Source organism: Segatella asaccharophila, assembly GCF_054687055.1.
This window is the reverse complement of the sequence record NZ_BAACAN010000002.1, coordinates 178,597-196,058: the sequence shown is the minus strand read 5'-3', so window position 1 is coordinate 196,058 and position 17,462 is coordinate 178,597. Positions and strand designations below refer to the sequence as shown.

The following is a 17,462-nucleotide window of genomic DNA, read 5'->3' as shown; positions in this document are numbered from 1 at the left end:
AAATTACATCACCCAGCAGCAAATTTCTACAAAAATAATCGTTTACGATCAATTCTTCATAGAAAAATGGACTCCATTGTCATTTAGGACAAGTAAGAAAAAACTGAATTCCTATATTTTTGTACCTTTGTAAACGGTAATCTGAAGAACGACGAAATCTATCATAAAGGAAAAAAAGGCATGAAAAGAACTATAGAAAACAGGCAGGATGTTGAAATGATCCGATTCGAACTGGAGCAGTTTGTTGATCCTGAAAAGCAAGAAACACTTCCCCGGTTCTTCAAAACCGGAAGAGGCGAATACGGCGAAGGTGATCATTTTTTAGGCATTACGGTGCCTCATATACGCAAGGTGGCAAGGCAACATCTGGGTCTCAGTCTTGATGGACTCTCCCAGTTGCTGATGTCTCCATGGCATGAACAGCGCATGTGCGCATTGCTCATCATGGTCGAACATGCAAAATGCACCACCAAACCTCTCTGGCTGAAAGCACATTCGGAAAAAGAAGCAGAAACTCTGCGCCGTAATTTCTATCGTTTCTATCTCCGCCATACCCATCAGATCAACAACTGGGATCTCGTAGACCTTACAGCACCGGTCATTGTCGGTGAATATCTGATAGATAAGGACCGTGGCATACTCTACCAACTGGCAGACAGTTCTTTTCTATGGGACCAGCGCATCTCAATCGTCTCCACCTCTGCTTTCATCAAACGCAATGATTTTGCAGATATTTATGCGCTTAGTGAAAAATTGCTGCACCACCCCCATGACCTGATGCAAAAGGCGATCGGCTGGATGCTGCGAGAAGCCGGCAAAAGGGACAAAGACAGGCTAACGACTTTTCTTGATCTTCATGCTTGCGAAATGCCTCGTACGATGCTCCGGTATGCAATAGAGAAATTTCCGGAAGATGAACGGCTATATTACTTGAAAACGTCAAGATAGCAGAACGTATCCCCATACGACCTCCCGGTAAAGTCGAACGGACGGCAAATTCAGCTACCCTGGCAAAAAGGCTGAAGGGATGATATCATATTCCTGATAAACCGGCAGGGTCCATAGAGATAAACCGGATGCACCATACAGGCAGTCCGGATGTACCATACAGACCACCTGGATGCACCATAGAGATAAGCCGGATGCACCATACAGGCAGTCTGATTCCTCCCTGGAACATAAAAGGGGGGGGTACCCCTGAATGAGATACCCCCCTCCAACTATCAAAATGTAAGATTTACCAGAGTTGCAAACGCTGGTTTTCAGGCAAGAACATCTTATCTCCCGGTTTTACATTCCATGCCTTATAGAAAGCGTCAATATGTGGAAGAGCCCCGTCTACGCGCCATCTTCCCAAGGAATGCGGGTCCTGCTTGACACGATTACGAATCTCTTTGTTCGTAATGTTATCAGCCCATACACCTGCGAATGCGAGGAAGAAACGCTGGTCAGGGGTAAAACCATCAATCGTCTTCAGAGGATGCTTTGCCGTAGCCTGCTTATAAGCATTAAAAGAAACCTGAAGGCCTCCATGGTCAGCAAGGTTCTCCCCCAGTGTCAGTTCGCCATTTTCATACAGTCCGGGCAGCACTTCAATATGGTCAAAATACTTTGCATAGAGTTGAGCCCGTTTCTTGAAGTTGCTCGCATCACTGGCCGTCCACCAGTTTTTCATATTCCCATTAGCATCATACTGGCGTCCCTGGTCATCAAATCCATGAGTCATTTCGTGTCCGATGACGACCCCTATGCCGCCGTAGTTAAAGGCGGCATCAGCCTTAGGATCAAAATAAGGATACTGTAAAATGCCGGCCGGGAAGCAGATCTCGTTAGTTGTCGGATTATAATAAGCATTTACCGTCTGAGGCGTCATCAGCCATTCATCCCGGTCCACCGGTTTACCGGCTTTCTCCTCAATATCCTGATTGTGGTGAAAAAGACGGCATGCCACCACATTATCGTAATAAGAGCGTGAAGGATCAATATTCAGTTTAGAATAGTCCTTCCATTTATTAGGATAGCCGATCTTGATCAGAAATTTATCGAGTTTCTGATGAGCAGCAGCCTTAGTCGTATCACTCATCCATGTCTGTGCATCAATCCGCTGTCCGAGACTCACCTGGAGATTATGCACTAACTCTTCCATATATTTCTTAGACGATTCCGGGAAATAACGCTTGACATAAATTCTGCCCAGCACTTCCCCCATCTGGTCCTGGACCTGATTGGTAGCCCGCTTCCACAATGGATCATCCACCTTACGGCCTCTCATTGTCTTGCCAAAGAAATCAAACTGAGCCTCCCGTATAGTATCGGTGAGATAGTCAGCGGAATTTTCAATGACACTCCATTCCATCAAAGCCTTGATGTCTTCAGGTGTCTGCAATGTAATCAGTTTGTCCAGTCCCGACATAAACTCCGGTTGACCCACGACGACCATCTGGATATACTCCGGCCGGATACCTTCAGCCCCCGTAATTTCCTTTAAAGGAATATCAGGATAGTCCGCATCAAACTGTTTCAGGGTCATCTTATGATAGTTGGATTCGGGATCACGCAGGTCAGTCATGCTCCTGGAGATCAAGGCCACGAGCGTCTCCTGGCGGAACACCGCATCCCGGCGCTGTGCAGCCTCTTCCGCATTGAAGCCATACAGGCGGAACATCTTATCAATAAATTGCCTGTAAGCATTACGGATTACTACGGTAGCGGAATCATTATTGATATAATAATCCTTCTCGCCCAAGGTCAGTCCATCCTGCCCGATATTCAGGATATTCATGGCAGCATTCTTCTGGTCAGCATCAAAATCATCATCAAACTGCATACCCAGTCCCCGTGAAGCATACTTGAGTTGGAGTCTGCGCAGATCCTCAATGGTTCCGGCAGCCTCAATTTCTTTAAGGACAGGCTCAACAGGCGCCAGCCCCTCCTGATTGCGACGATTCACATCAAGAGCCAGTTTATAAAAATCCGCCAGCTTCTGTTCAATCGTACCCTTGGAGTAATGCTTCTTTTCCAGTCCGGTCAAGATCGTATTGATACGCTTGTTATTATTGTCCTGAAGCTGGTCAAAGGTGCCAAAACGGCTACGAGAAGGAGGCAACGGATTCAGTTTCTGCCATCCGCCGTCAGCAAACTCATAGAAATCATCTTGAGGACGTACCGAGCGGTCCAGGTCCTTTTCATTCAGTCCCGACCGATTCTGTGCCATACCCACCACAGGGGTAACCACCATCATCATCATCGGAAGAATTTTTCTCATGTTCATATTCATTTACAATTAAAAAATTACACATTACCTTTTTCAGGAATCCCTATTCCTGTATCTCCTCCAACTTCTGGGAAAGGATCATCCACTTGTCATTTTCCTGATCCAAGGCCTCCTTGGTAGACGTATATTCCGTAACCAATTTCATATTCGAAGCATTCTCAGCTTTCATCAGCAAGGCATCAAGTTCCTTGATCCGCTTTTCCATGGAGGTGATCTTCTCCTCACTATCCTTTACCGCACGCTCAGCCTTACGCACTTTTTTCTGTTGTTCTTTATGCTCCGCATAACTCTGCTTATTGGAATTCTGGCCCCCGTCCTGTTCAGGATCCTTTGCCAAAGGCTGTTGTACAGTTTCATCCCGGTCAGCAGGAGCATTCAAGACCTCATCAATGGCATGCTGAGCATATTCGCCATCAGCCCCACACTCAGCATTTTTCACCCGTAACCAGTCATAGATTCCTCCAAGGTGCTCTTTCACCTCACCGCCCCCGAATTCATAAACTTTCGATACCAGTCCGTCCAGGAATTCCCTGTCATGGCTGACAATCACGGCCGTACCGTCAAAAGCCTTGATAGCTTCCTTCAGCACATCCTTGGAGGGCATATCCAGATGGTTGGTCGGTTCATCAAGGATCAGGAGATTCACCGGCTCGAGGAGGAGTTTGATCATCGCCAGTCGGCTCCGTTCTCCCCCGCTGAGCACCTTAACTTTTTTCTCACTGATCTCACCGCCAAACATAAAAGCGCCGAGGAGATTATTGATTTTCAGTCTCATCTCACCCGTAGCTACCTGATCGATCGTATCATAGATAGACAGATTCTCATCCAGCAACTGTGCCTGGTTCTGCGCAAAATACCCGATATGTACATTATGTCCGATCTTCAGTTTCCCCTTGAAAGGGATCTCCCCCAGGATACATTTCACAAGAGTGGACTTCCCCTCCCCGTTCTTTCCTACAAAAGCCACCTTCTCACCCCGTTTTACAGTAAACGTGACATGATCAAAGATCAGATGGTCTCCATACGACTTGCTGACATTCTCACAAATGATGGGATGATCCCCACTTCTTAGACATGGGGGAAATTTCAGATGCATGACAGAATTATCCACATCATCCACTTCTATGGGTTTGATCTTAGCCAACTGTTTGATGCGGCTCTGAACCTGAACGGCCTTGGAAGGCTTGTAGCGGAAACGTTCAATGAACGCCTTTGTGTCCGCTATCTCCTTCTGCTGGTTCTCATAAGCGCGGAGCTGCTGCTCATGGCGCTCTTTATGCAAGACGACATATTCATTGTATTTTACCTTATAATCTTCCACATGGCCGCAAGTAATCTCCAGGGTCCTGTTCGTGACATTATTGATAAAAGCACGATCATGGCTGACAAGGAGCACTGCGCTGGAAGACTGTTGCAAAAATTTTTCCAGCCATGTGATACTTTCTATATCCAAATGGTTGGTCGGCTCATCAAGGAGCAGGACATCAGGTTTCCGAAGCAGGATCTTCGCCAGCTCGATGCGCATGCGCCACCCACCGGAGAGTTCTCTGGTGGGACGCTCAAAATCAGAGCGCTCGAATCCGAGACCGATAAGGACCCGCTCGATGTCAGCTTCATCATTCTCCCCGCCCATCATCAGGTAACGTTCCTGTTCCTGGGTGAAATGCTCTACCAGTTCGTTATAGCTGTCACTCTCATAATCCGTGCGGTCAGCCATCTCCTTCTGCATACTTTTCAGGTAGGTCTCAATCCTCGTATGGTCAGCAAACGCCTTCCGCGCCTCCTCCTTTACGGAAGTATCATCCTGAAGTTTCATCACCTGAGGCAGGTAGCCAATGGTACAATCCTTCGGAATGGATATGGTTCCGGCAGTAGGTTTCTGCAAACCGTCAATGATCTTGAGCATGGTAGATTTCCCCGCACCGTTCTTGCCTACCAAGGCAATGCGGTCATGCTCATTGATAACAAAACTAACATCCGAAAACAAAGGCTTGACACCGAACTCAACCTTTAAACCTTCTATAGAAATCATGATCTAATCACTATTGTATAAATGAAGTACAAAAATACAAAAAACAAAACAGAAACACAAGATAAATTAATATTTTTCATCAGAAACAAAAAAAATGACTTGAAAAAAGATCGGATCTTTCATCAACTGTTATCAAACAATAATTTGTTATTTCGCATCAGATCCTAGCACTTCACGAAAAAAGAAACCATTTGCAATTATCATCGTGACCAGACCGTTATTCAATACGATGCCTGCATCCTTATATTTCAGACCTACTACATCACGCAACCTATGAGATGTTCTGATGAAACTGTTCAGATCGTCATAAGAATAACATTCTTCTTTACCGATTAATCAATCTTTCTTAAATCTTGACGTATCTACATCATCATGTTCTTTTGTTTTGTATCCACCAAAATTATAAATAAAGGAAACTCCAAAGGTACGGTAGCAAGAGAAATCCATCTTCATATTTTGGTTCTTATAATGAATCCGAGGATTAATCACAGCAGTCTGAAAGATATCATTACAGAATATATGGAGTGTTGCCCTTTTCTTCAGGAATTGATATTTAAGTCCTACATTCACACTGCCCGAAGCTGGCAAATCATATATGGCTTGGATAGCTTTAGTACGGATATAACCGTCAAGGTTAAGATATAGTCCTTTGGTAAGTGTAAATGTATTTGTCAAATCTGTCGTAATATTCATATTATGCCTGTTGAAAGGAACATCATAATAATGATCACAGCGTTCATTCATCCATGTACCTATAACCGAGACTTTGCCATCCAATACAGAACCAGCATTGAAAGGAATAACAGCTTGAAGACCAGCTTTTCTCTGATAGTTAAAATTCAAATATTTATACTGTACAACCAACCTATCATGCCGTTGATAAGGAGTTTGTACAAAATAATCATTTGTCTGATTATAAAATGCGACCAACTGGTATTTGTTATGGATGATATAAGCTAGTGTTCCTGTGTATTCATTGGAAGGTTTCAACTGCGGATTGCCTACGATTTCACTATATCCACCATTTGAATAGCTTGTAAAATTCTGCAAACTCCAATACTCAGGAAACTGCTTTTCACAACTAAAACCTAACTGAAAAATGCTTGAATTGCTGGGAACATAAGTCAGTGTAAAATTTGGGTAGAAATTCCAATTATGCCATGCTACATTGTGATAATATTCTTCGGCAATAGAAGCAGAAAACATTAATCTTTGAGAAAAATTTACGTCAGTACCAACATATATATTGACTATATCCTCACAGCGTTTGTAATTACTGTTCTCCGGTAATTCTGATGTATTATTGCCTGTTGGCCGGAACGTCTGTCCGCTCCGATCTATTGTATTGGAATAAATAATTCCATAGTTAATGTTCACCTTATCTGAAACAGATTGGTCTTCAGCCAATGCAAACTTCCAAAGGTTGAGGTTTTGTTTACCGGTAGAGAGGAAATTTATTTCACCAACAGGGGATACGCTTGTCAGCACTTCTGTATCGGGCGTATGATAATAAGTATAGTCAACAGAAACTTTTAAGCCGATAGGAAGATCATAATTTAATTCTAGATTATGAAGGAAGTCCTGACTTCTATAACGTGAATTCGACTGAACACTCTTGGAAATATCCTGCTGACTATGTGCTGTTGCATACTGGCCGTTATATGCCAAACTAAGTTTATGATTGTCAGCGAAGTCATAGTCCATTCCTAAACGGTATGTATAGCTATGCCCGTTGGTATGTTTTACAAGTTTTGTTTTGATATCATGAATGGTACCATCATTCAGAGTGTGGTGGCTGTTTACATTAGTTATTGAATATTGGTCTCCATGTTCATGAAAGAGCATAGCATCTAAAGAAAACTTACCACGATGATAAAGGATATTACCTCTTTCACCATACATGGTATGGTGTTGGTTATTCATGGCTAAAGTAAATTCTCCCTGCAAGCCATTCTGAACCTCATCACTGCTCTTCAAATTGATATTTACCACTGTCCCACGTACCTGATATTTGGCTGGTGCATTTAAAATGACTTCTGCATTTTTTAATCGACTAATCGGTATCGTTTTCAGTAGGGCATTTATCTGTTCATCATTCAATGATAGTTTTTTGCCATTTATAATGACAGTGAATGTAGATCCGGCAATCAATAGCTTTTCTTCAGTCCCCGTAACTCCAGGAATCTCCTTAATAGCATCATAGATATTGTCTACATCCCGTTTTTCTATGATGTGAGGTAAGTCGTAAACAAGTTTTCCTCTTTCAACCTTTACTAGAGGACGGGAACCTTTTACCATTACTTCGGGTAATGAATGGATAACGCTATCCATTCGAAGAGAATCCCGATTTGTTTCCTGAGCATTACAGAATACTATATAAGTAAAAGTCAGGACCAAAAATAAAATCTTTTTCAATGACATGCATTCATCTTTCTAGAAATCTCCAGGCATTATCATAGGGCCATTTTTCTTCTTCCAAATATATCTATCAGCAGCCTCTTTTAACAAATCTCCTGCAGGAAGATCTAATGTGAAATTCTTTGAGATATGGACAGTAGGAGTAACTATTGGCTTCATTTCCCAATGTTGTGAAAATGGATCGTAATACCGTTCGGCTCCTAACTTAACTCCAACTCTTTCACCTTTTATCGTAAGGTAGCCACCGTATCGGCTTCCATTAATATAAGGAAAAGTGGCCATATAGAAATAAGGAGTTCTATTATCATATTCTCCAAAAAGAGTTAGGCTTAAATTCGGACTTATGGCATACTCCATCTGGCCGAAAATACCATATTGATTAGTAACACCTAATGTAAAATATCTGTTAATGACTCCTCCGGCCTGAAGGGATAGATTTCCTGTAGTGTAAGAAACACCTATCGTTAATATATTCTTGGTCAATAGATTCAGATACTCTTCTTTGACAAGAGCTCCATTGAAAGATATATCCCCCAAAGTTGCGAAGTTGCCTCCTTGAAAGTAATTCTCACCATGAGAGCTGAACCTTGCATTTTGCTGATCTGCAAGTCCTTGTATTAATGCATTATCACGATCGAGGTTTGTCCAGATTTCTTTTGTAAAAGGTATACTATCAGCATGGGCATCAGAAAGATTATCGGATTTATTGTCCGGCATAATCGTGAATGAATTTCCATCATTTTTTGTAACACCAGAATGCTTACTTTCAGACATAAACTCAAGGACATGTCCATGATTATTATGTTGATTTCTAATTGATTTGTTTTCCTGTTGCGCAAAAGTATAAACTGGCATCAATCCAAAAATGGCACAAAGAAAAATACAATTTATTCTCATAAGGCGAAATTTTCAAACATAAATAGTGCCTCCTTCTTTAAAAGAAGGCACTTTAATAAGTAAATCCTTTCGGATTCTCAAGCTAAATGTTGATATGACCTCCCACGGAAACACTTTTGATTCCTATTTTAATATTATCAATACCTCCGCTAATTTTAGATGCTCCATGTAAACGGTCCATAGATTCGTCAGAAAGGCAGTCATCAAATTGATTTGCACTTTGTCTTTATGTTCCTATCATTAAGATAATTTTGCAGAACTGTCATACAAGCAGAAGACATACTACAATTTGCTGGTGGCAACCAATTTAAAATAATATCATATTTGGTCATCTATTGTTACTAAATTATATATTAATCTGCATCTAAAGATCGATTGATATCATGGATTATATCCTAATAGTGCAATTTTAAATTGTACAATATAAATCTAAGTACCTGCTAATTTCTTTGGGCAATTAAATCAAATAGTCAAATAAATATTAATTTCGTTATAATGACATTAATTAATTTAAAATATAACACAAATATAGCTTATTTTCGAATAGAATAAAAATTATAAGCATAATTTTAACTTTACTTAATTTTATTAACAACTATTCAACTCCAAATTTTTCTATTGTTACCAAGACTATATTGCACATTCACAATCAGTCCGTATCATTAGTTTTCCTATAAGCATCTATTTTTCAGTGATGGTACATTCCAATTATTTGATTATGAATAAATCGGTTAAATATCAGGAACCACTACTGTCCGGGATATTTATGCGCTGAATAATTATTCTTCAAATAGCCACAATTGCCCGTCATCCCCGGGCTCTAATTTAGACTCGTCAAACTGGTTAAACAGGTCAGCAAGTGGTATCACTTCAAATAGTACCAGCCCAATAGCCTTAGAAAAAATATAAAGTTCTTGATTTATATGATAGACCTTACGAGCAATAAGCAAAAGCAGATAGTCACAGACTGCTATCCATATTTGTGTAAATATTGCATTCTGGTTGGTTCCGAAAAACGACTTGATATGCAAATGCTGCTTTATCCATTTAAAGAACAGTTCGACGTTCCAACGTTCACGGTACAGTTCAGCTATGGTAATTGCTTCATGTGTGAAGTTGTTAGTCAGGAACTGATAGACATTATTGGTATCATAATCCTCATATGTTACAAGTCGCATCAGGTCAGGATAATCCAAAGAAACAATGGGACCGGTCAGCCTGATATTTTCATCACTGATAAGCCCGGCTGTCTTATTAACTTCTCTGCTGCCTTCGACTTTATATTTCATGTTGTTCTTAGCACGGGTAACAAAGAATGCTCCCTGTTGGTGGATTCTGTTGAACAGTCTCCAAAAGTCTACATATCCTTTATCCATCAGATAGATCGATCCAGCCTCTACCGGCATGATATCAAGGGCATTAACATCATTGACTGCTGCTTCTGTAAGCCAGACGAAGGTTGGAATAGAACCTCTGATGTCAAGCATAGTATGCATCTTGAAGGCACCTTTTCCATGATGGAACCTGGCCCAGGGGCAGAGCTGAAGACACAGTTCAATAGTACTGCTGTCAAAGGCGTAGACCATCTCATCAAGTCCAAGCCTAAAGTAATCATTTTTATAGAGTTTATGAGCTCTTTCTATGAGAATCTGTGCAAAATCATGATAAATGAGCCAAGGCTTCTTCTCGTTCATTTCTGCGAGAGTAGACTTGTGCATCAACTTCATTTCGGAGTGATAAAGTTTATAGCCAAATGCTGTAAGAGTGGCATCTACCAGTCTGAGACTTGAACACCCTGTAAACTGAGCGAAACTCATTACCTTGAACTGATCACGACAGCTGAACTTTTTCATCCCCTTGTCCGCACTATATATTTCAATGCATTTTCTGAGTTCATAATCAGGGACAATGTCCATAATTTGAGCAAAAACAGTTTTTCCGTTGGGCATGGCGAGTCTAAATAAGATGAATACCAAGTCCAAAGATAAGAATTTTCTATCGGAAAAACTTATATGCATTGCAACTGTTTGATTTTAAATTAATTATAACTTCCGTGAATAAATATTCCGGACACTAGTGATCAGGAACCTAAAAACTTACCATCGAAGATCTACATATAAAAATCTTACGGGTTTCATGAATAAATAAAAATCATTAATCTTTTAATACCCCTCCTACAGTATTAAAAGTTATACTAGAACAAAAAAAATGAGGATATATCATTGTGAATGACACACCCTCATTTCTATGAGTAAAATCCAAAAAGGATTACTTAATCTTGTCCACAATAGCTTTGAAAGCCTCCGGCTGGTTCATTGCTAAATCAGCGAGAACCTTCCTGTTGATCTCGATGCCTGCCTTATGCAGAGCACCCATCAGCTGGCTATAACTCATATCCTCTTGACGGGCAGCCGCATTAATACGTTGGATCCACAGTGCGCGGAAGTTGCGCTTCTTAGTCTTCCTGTCACGGTAAGCATAGGTAAGACCCTTTTCCCAAGAGTTCTTAGCTATCGTCCAAACATTCTTTCTAGCTCCGTACTGACCTCTGGTAAGCTTCAGGATTTTTGTTCTCTTTGCCTTTGAAGCTACATGATTTACTGATCTTGGCATAATTTTCTTTCTTTAAAAGTTAGACTAATAATTTGATTAACGCAGGCAAAGCAAATCACGAACTTGTTTGCGATTAGCCGGGTCCACCAAGACCTGACTGTCCAGATTTCTCTTCTGCTTCTTAGTCTTCTTTGTAAGAATGTGACTGTGATAAGCGTGGTGGCGCTTGATCTTTCCTGTAGCGGTGAAAGTAAATCTCTTCTTTGCACCGGAATTTGTCTTTGCTTTTGGCATTTTTGTTTATTATTTAATCATCTGAAAATCTATCGGGGCGGTAACGTATATACCAAGACGTCACACACACCCGAAATTATTATTTATCTTCTTTTAGTTTCTTCAAGGTTTCTTCTCCACCCTTGCTGTTTGCAAAGAGTCCCTTCTCGCTTGTTTCCGGAGACACATTCTTCTGAACGGCCGCCTTTGCAGACTTCTCAGCCGCCTTGGCGCTCTCCCGGTCTCGTTTCTGCTGGCTTTTTTTCACGACACCCACCTTTTTAGGAGCCAGATACAAGAACATCTTCTTCCCTTCCAGTTTAGGCATCTGCTGCACCTTTCCATATTCTTCGAGATCATTGGCAAAGCGAAGCAGGAGGACTTCCCCCTGTTCCTTGAACAGGATGCTGCGCCCTCTGAAAAACACATAGGCACGAACCCGGTTGCCTTCTTCCAGGAACTCCTCGGCATGCTTCAGTTTAAACTGATAATCATGCTCATCCGTCTGCGGTCCGAAACGGATTTCCTTGATTTCTACCTTTACCTGCTTCGTTTTCATCTCTTTCTGCCGCTTTTTCTGCTGGTAAAGGAACTTTTGATAGTCGATGAGCCGACACACTGGTGGTTGAGCATTTGGAGATATTTCCACAAGGTCTATTCCTTGTTCACGAGCCATATTGACTGCTTGGCGTGTAGGCAGAACTTGGGAGCCGCCTTCGCCTACCAGGCGGATTTCGCGTACGCGTATTTGTTCGTTAATGCGATAGCGAAATTTGATTGTGTCATTCTTCATTCAACTATTTTAAGTTTTCTTTTATCGAATCGTCTGCAAAGTTATAAAAAAGTAAGGAGCTTACAAAATTTTTTGTTTGTTTTTTGTCAGATAAGGTCTCTTCTAAGGGCAACATTCCGCTTTTACACTACTTTTAAAAACCAACAGGGCCGGAAAAACCGATCAAAGGATAAGTTTTCCCCACCTTAGGCCTGCTATACGGACCACATCAGTCTCTTGTTTCCCATTTTATCCTTTCAGGACATAACCGTTCAAAAAGCCTCCCTTTCGATCCGGAAAGAGAGGCTCTCATCTATTTCTGCAAACGGCAAGGAACACCGTTCAGACAAATCAGTTTTTAGGTTCACATTTGATGGCAGGTTCAAGTTCCTTGTCACATTCATCATTGACAAACTTGGCAAACTCTTCCTTTGTCATCATAGACTGCTCCCCGCCCCCCTGTTTACGGACAGACAGTTTGCCGCCATTAGCTTCCTTTTCACCGATAATGACCATGAGCGGGATCCGTTTGATCTCATTATCACGAATTTTACGTCCTATTTTCTCATTCCGGTCATCAATGACGGAACGTACGCCGACAGAATCGAAATATTTGCGAAGCTGTCCGGCGAAATCATTGTATTTCTCAGAAATAGGCAGGATAGACACCTGGTCAGGAGTCAGCCACAATGGGAAATGTCCAGCCGTATGCTCAATGAGCACGCCGACAAAACGCTCGATAGAGCCGAAAGGAGCACGATGAAGCATCACCGGGCATTTCTTCTGGTTATCCTCATCCGTATACTCGAGTTTGAATCGTGCCGGCAGGTTATAGTCTACCTGGATAGTCCCCAACTGCCAGCGGCGGCCCAGGGCATCTTTCACCATAAAATCAAGTTTGGGGCCATAAAAGGCAGCCTCTCCATAAGCGACATGCGCTTTGAGTCCCTTCTCCTTCACGGCCTCAACGATAGCCTTTTCACTCTCCTCCCATACCTCGTCAGAACCGATGTATTTAGTATGATCCTGCGGATCACGCAGAGAGATCTGAGCTTCATAGTCATTCAGTCCGAAGATTTTGAATACTGTCAGGATAATATCCATCACACGAAGGAACTCATCCTTTACCTGACTTGGTTTCAAGAAAATGTGCGCGTCATCCTGAGTAAAGCACCGCACACGCGTCAGTCCATGGAGCTCACCACTTTTCTCGTAACGATAGACAGTACCAAACTCCGCAATGCGCAGGGGAAGGTCCTTGTAAGAACGAGGCTTCCAGGCGAACACCTCACAGTGATGAGGGCAATTCATCGGTTTGAGCATATATTCCTCCCCCTCTTCAGGAGTATGGATAGGCTGGAAACTATCCTTGCCATAATGAGCATAATGGCCAGAAGTGACATATAAGTTCTTCGAGCCGATATTCGGAGTGATCACCTCCTGATAGCCGAATTTCTTCTGTATCTTACGGAGCATATCCTGGAGCCGGAGACGCAGTTCCGTTCCCTTGGGCAGCCACATCGGCAGTCCTTTGCCCACACGGTCAGAGAAGAAAAAGAGTTCCATTTCCTTACCGATCTTACGGTGGTCGCGCTTCTTGGCTTCCTCCAGCATGACCAGGTACTCCTCCAGCATCTTCTTCTTCGGGAAAGTGATACCATAAATACGGGTCATCTGTTCACGCTTGGCATCACCACGCCAGAAGGCACCGGCGACACTCGTGATCTTGACAGCCTTGATCATCCCCGTAGAAACCAGATGCGGACCCTTGCACAGATCCGTAAAATTTCCCTGGGTATAAAGAGAGATGGTACCATCTTTCAAGTCCTGATCGATATGCTCCACCTTATATTTCTGTCCATGGTCCTTAAAGAATTTCAAGGCATCAGCCTTAGAAATATCCTTGCGCACAAGAGGTTCATCCTTCTTGGCCAGCTCCTTCATCCTCGCTTCGATTTTCGGGAAATCATTCTCGGAAATTGAGGTTCCCTTAGGAGGCATCACATCATAGAAGAAGCCATTTTCAACAGCAGGTCCAAAGCCGAATTGTATACCCGGATAAAGATCCTGCAAAGCTTCAGCCAGCAGATGTGCAGAGGTGTGCCAGAATGTGCGTTTTCCTTCATCATCGTCAAACTTATAGAGGACGACGTCAGCATCAGACTCAATAGGACGGTTTAGTTCTACCGTTTCACCATTTACACCGCAACAAACAACGCTGCGAGCGAGAGCCGGTGAGATGCTCTCGGCGATTTGATAACCGGTAACCCCCTGTTCAAATTCATGTACAGAGCCATCCGGCAAAGTAATTTTTACCATAACAAATAGTATTTTTTATTTAACTCGCTGCAAAAGTAACATTTCTTTTTGAGAAACCCTATATCTCAAGCGCTATTTTTTCGTTTCAAAGCTCTTGATTACAGAATAAGCATCATAAAGTCCCAGTTCTCCTGCCTTGCTAAGGTCATTGATCCCAGCCGCCTTATTGTCACTGAAGACACGAGCCAGTCCCCTGTTATACCACGCTTCCGCCAGACGGGGGTCTAGTTGGATAGCCCGTGTGTAATCATCAATAGCCTGACTGTACTCCTTATGGTCAGCATGGAAATTTCCACGGTCATAATACAGATACGCATTCTTCGGACTCAACCTGATAGCATCGTCAAAATCAGAACGGATCTGGGTCAGCGAAAGAGTCACAACACTTCCCTGACTTTGGTTGACCGCATCCAGACGGGACTGACACACGGCACGCTGCCAATATGCCAGCACATTATGCTCATCAATCTGAATATAAGCAGTGAGGTCATTGTCCGCCTCGTCAAAGTCCTGGAGGACAGAATAAGCCACAGCACGTTCCAGCAGCAGGTCCTTCATTTTCCTCACATCCTTAGTCTGTGAGATCTGTTTCGAAAGACGGTCTACGTAATTGAAGAAGGATAAGGACTCCTCATCCGTCAACTGTCCCTTGCTGCAATTCAGATAGACAGGATACTTAGGATCGACCTGGTGGTTGAACTTCTCTATATTCTCGTCAAAGGCCTGATAAGTACTGATCCCATTACTATACTCCATGAGGGACATGGCATACATCGGCCGGAAACTTATATCAACGCTACGGTCCTGGATCTTCCCGCGGTAAACACTCTTATACTTATAATCATCCGTATGCACCGTTACCTGTTCATCAGGCACGACGATCCGGTTAAACTTATTCATGTCAAATTCAGAACGCTTGCGGACCAGTCTGCGCGTCTTCGGGCTCCATCGGGGCTGAACCCCGATAGTCTTATTCATCTGCGCCTTAAAGATCCTGAACTCATCCAGTTCAGCTTTCCCCGCCATGCCCAGTTTGCGGTAGCAGCGGGCGCGATAGGCAAGCCCCGTCCAGAAGTTCGGGAACTGACCGATGACCGCGGTATAGTCTCTGATGGCTTCCCGGACATGTCCCGTCTTCTCAAGCAATATCCCCCGGTTGAAAATAGCGAGCGGGTTCTTCGGCTCCATCTTGACGACGAAGTCAAAATCAGCAATGGCACGGTTATCATCCCCCAGGTTTACCCGTAAGAGCCCCCGGTTGTAATGGGCCAGGAAGTTGCTTGGATCATATTCGATAGCCAGGTCATAATCACTCAATGCCCCCCGGAGATTATTGTAATTCAATCGAGCCAGGGCACGATTCAAATAATCGTCCACCGCCTTCGGTTCAAAATAAATAGCTTTACTAAGAAACTTGTCTGCATCTTTCCACTGATGCCGGTTCAGGCTGATCAGCCCTCTTGTCCTCCAGGCACCAACGTTATAGGGATCATAGGCCAGGCTCTTGTCCAGCATCCGGGCAGCAGTTGTCGTATCCTTCTGGATCAGGCTGACCTCAGCCTTTAAAGAATAAGCATTAGCAAAATGATTCCATTTGGTAATGATTGTATCCAACTCCTGCTGCGCACCAGGATAGTCCTTTTCCTGGAAATGGCAAAGGGCCCTGTTAAACCAGTAGTTCTGGTTTCTCGGATCAATCAGGATAGCCTGGTCATAATCACTGATAGCCTCCTTGAACTTACTCTGCCTGATGCGGCAGATGGCCCTGAGATCATACATCTCATTATAATAAGGGTTCAGGTTAATGGCCTGCCCCACATCTTTCTCGGCCCCCACGAAATCATCCAGATTGTACTTTGCCACAGCACGAAGATACCAAGGCTCATAAAGATAAGGCTTGGAATTAATGGCCAGGTTAAAGTACTGAATAGAAAGCACATAGTCTTCATAATACAAAGCACTCCGGCCGGCTGACAAAAGGCGGTCTACCCTGAACTGTGCATGTACTGACAACACACACCAAAACATGAGCAAGAAAACACAGACTTTCTTCACAGGTAACAAAATTTAGGATAAATAATCGAACTCTTATATCTATTACAAAACAGATCTGTCTCTACTTTCATCTGAACCATCCGCTGCCGCCCATAAATGCAAGATCACTCCTCTCTCCGGAAGAGACCGGAATATTCCAACCAATGATTTCAATTTTTCATTTCCACGGGACAACCTTCCAACTTGCCATCTACATTCTTCTTGTCCCAACGTACGCCCTCATCATCGTTCAGGAAAATCCAGTCTATCAGCAAACAGGATAGATCAAGTCCTTATACTTCCCCCCTTAAAGAAACGACATACCTTCATTTACGGAACACCCGCGTACGGTAAGAGCAGCGGAATTTCCCTTTCAGGATATTCTTCAGTCTGCTCCCGATCAAATTCTTACGAAGCGGATTGATCTTATCCACGAACAACACCCCCTCCAGATGATCAAACTCATGCTGCATGACACACGCGAGATAACCGCTTACCCATTCATCATGCGGATGAAAGTCTTCGTCCAGGTAACTCACATGAACTTTCTTAGGACGGCTAACCGACTCATTCACCCCCGGTATAGACAAACAGCCCTCCTCCATGGAAGCCTTTCCAGCCTTATCATCAGAGCCTAAAATATGGCCATTAATATAAGCTTTCCGAAAATCTTTATATTCCGGCAATTCGTCACTCAGCACATTCAAATCGATGACAACCACCCGGATACTCTTTCCGATCTGAGGAGCAGCTAATCCCACTCCATTACTGGCTGTCAGCGTTTCAAACATATCCGGAATCAGTTCTTTCAAGCCCTCATAGTCCGGAGTAATATCTTTGGCCACTTTTCTCAATACAGGCTGGCCATACACATAAATGGGTAAAATCAT

At 43.0% G+C, this 17,462-nt stretch carries 12 protein-coding genes; 1 reads left to right on the top strand and 11 read right to left on the bottom strand.

The window, feature by feature from the left end; translation table 11 throughout:
- The first annotated feature begins 180 nt into the window (after positions 1-180).
- The gene (locus tag ACYRYG_RS02130; protein ID WP_460197465.1) at positions 181-948 is read left to right on the top strand and encodes a DNA alkylation repair protein; all 768 of its coding nucleotides are present in this window, start codon (positions 181-183) and stop codon (positions 946-948) included.
- Between the two features lie 289 nt (positions 949-1,237).
- Here the strand turns inward: ACYRYG_RS02130 and ACYRYG_RS02125 are convergent, their stop codons facing one another.
- The 11 genes from ACYRYG_RS02125 to def form a co-directional block, all read right to left on the bottom strand.
- Positions 1,238-3,271: a M13 family metallopeptidase gene (locus ACYRYG_RS02125; RefSeq protein WP_460197463.1), complete on the bottom strand. Its 2,034-nt coding sequence runs from the start codon at positions 3,269-3,271 to the stop codon at positions 1,238-1,240.
- A gap of 46 nt (positions 3,272-3,317) precedes the next feature.
- Positions 3,318-5,306, bottom strand: coding sequence for an ABC-F family ATP-binding cassette domain-containing protein (locus ACYRYG_RS02120; protein WP_293426627.1), 1,989 nt, complete (start codon positions 5,304-5,306; stop codon positions 3,318-3,320).
- Positions 5,307-5,642: 336 nt separating this feature from the next.
- Positions 5,643-7,727, bottom strand: coding sequence for an outer membrane beta-barrel protein (locus tag ACYRYG_RS02115; RefSeq protein ID WP_293442743.1), 2,085 nt, complete (start codon positions 7,725-7,727; stop codon positions 5,643-5,645).
- 12 nt (positions 7,728-7,739) lie between these two features.
- Positions 7,740-8,621: a hypothetical protein gene (locus tag ACYRYG_RS02110; RefSeq protein WP_294731607.1), complete on the bottom strand. Its 882-nt coding sequence runs from the start codon at positions 8,619-8,621 to the stop codon at positions 7,740-7,742.
- A 779-nt stretch (positions 8,622-9,400) separates the two neighbouring features.
- Positions 9,401-10,570 (bottom strand): IS4 family transposase, encoded by a 1,170-nt coding sequence (locus ACYRYG_RS02105; protein ID WP_294738402.1) that lies wholly within the window; start codon positions 10,568-10,570, stop codon positions 9,401-9,403.
- Between the two features lie 319 nt (positions 10,571-10,889).
- Positions 10,890-11,234 (bottom strand): 50S ribosomal protein L20, encoded by a 345-nt coding sequence (gene rplT / locus ACYRYG_RS02100; protein ID WP_293422539.1) that lies wholly within the window; start codon positions 11,232-11,234, stop codon positions 10,890-10,892.
- A 36-nt stretch (positions 11,235-11,270) separates the two neighbouring features.
- Positions 11,271-11,468 carry a 50S ribosomal protein L35 gene (rpmI, locus tag ACYRYG_RS02095; RefSeq protein ID WP_293417969.1) on the bottom strand — a complete coding sequence of 66 codons (198 nt, stop codon included), beginning with the start codon at positions 11,466-11,468 and terminating at the stop codon, positions 11,271-11,273.
- A gap of 79 nt (positions 11,469-11,547) precedes the next feature.
- The gene (infC, locus tag ACYRYG_RS02090) at positions 11,548-12,240 is read right to left on the bottom strand and encodes a translation initiation factor IF-3 (RefSeq protein WP_293422536.1); all 693 of its coding nucleotides are present in this window, start codon (positions 12,238-12,240) and stop codon (positions 11,548-11,550) included.
- A gap of 330 nt (positions 12,241-12,570) precedes the next feature.
- The gene (thrS, locus tag ACYRYG_RS02085; protein ID WP_293417973.1) at positions 12,571-14,538 is read right to left on the bottom strand and encodes a threonine--tRNA ligase; all 1,968 of its coding nucleotides are present in this window, start codon (positions 14,536-14,538) and stop codon (positions 12,571-12,573) included.
- A 72-nt stretch (positions 14,539-14,610) separates the two neighbouring features.
- On the bottom strand, positions 14,611-16,593 hold the full coding sequence (locus tag ACYRYG_RS02080) for a tetratricopeptide repeat protein (RefSeq protein WP_460197462.1): 1,983 nt from the start codon (positions 16,591-16,593) through the stop codon (positions 14,611-14,613).
- A 305-nt stretch (positions 16,594-16,898) separates the two neighbouring features.
- Entirely contained in the window at positions 16,899-17,462 is a 564-nt protein-coding gene (def, locus tag ACYRYG_RS02075) for a peptide deformylase (protein WP_293422533.1), read from the bottom strand.

Excerpts from the sequence above, each read along its gene's own strand:
- rplT (WP_293422539.1), bottom strand. The coding sequence starts at position 11,234 with ATGCCAAGATCAGTAAATCATGTAGCTTCAAAGGCAAAGAGAACAAAA.
- ACYRYG_RS02130 (WP_460197465.1), top strand. The coding sequence starts at position 181 with ATGAAAAGAACTATAGAAAACAGGCAGGATGTTGAAATGATCCGATTC.
- ACYRYG_RS02125 (WP_460197463.1), bottom strand. The coding sequence starts at position 3,271 with ATGAACATGAGAAAAATTCTTCCGATGATGATGATGGTGGTTACCCCT.
- rpmI (WP_293417969.1), bottom strand. The coding sequence starts at position 11,468 with ATGCCAAAAGCAAAGACAAATTCCGGTGCAAAGAAGAGATTTACTTTC.
- ACYRYG_RS02120 (WP_293426627.1), bottom strand. The coding sequence starts at position 5,306 with ATGATTTCTATAGAAGGTTTAAAGGTTGAGTTCGGTGTCAAGCCTTTG.
- ACYRYG_RS02110 (WP_294731607.1), bottom strand. The coding sequence starts at position 8,621 with ATGAGAATAAATTGTATTTTTCTTTGTGCCATTTTTGGATTGATGCCA.
- thrS (WP_293417973.1), bottom strand. The coding sequence starts at position 14,538 with ATGGTAAAAATTACTTTGCCGGATGGCTCTGTACATGAATTTGAACAG.
- ACYRYG_RS02105 (WP_294738402.1), bottom strand. The coding sequence starts at position 10,570 with ATGCCCAACGGAAAAACTGTTTTTGCTCAAATTATGGACATTGTCCCT.
- def (WP_293422533.1), bottom strand. The coding sequence starts at position 17,462 with ATGATTTTACCCATTTATGTGTATGGCCAGCCTGTATTGAGAAAAGTG.
- ACYRYG_RS02115 (WP_293442743.1), bottom strand. The coding sequence starts at position 7,727 with ATGTCATTGAAAAAGATTTTATTTTTGGTCCTGACTTTTACTTATATA.
- infC (WP_293422536.1), bottom strand. The coding sequence starts at position 12,240 with ATGAAGAATGACACAATCAAATTTCGCTATCGCATTAACGAACAAATA.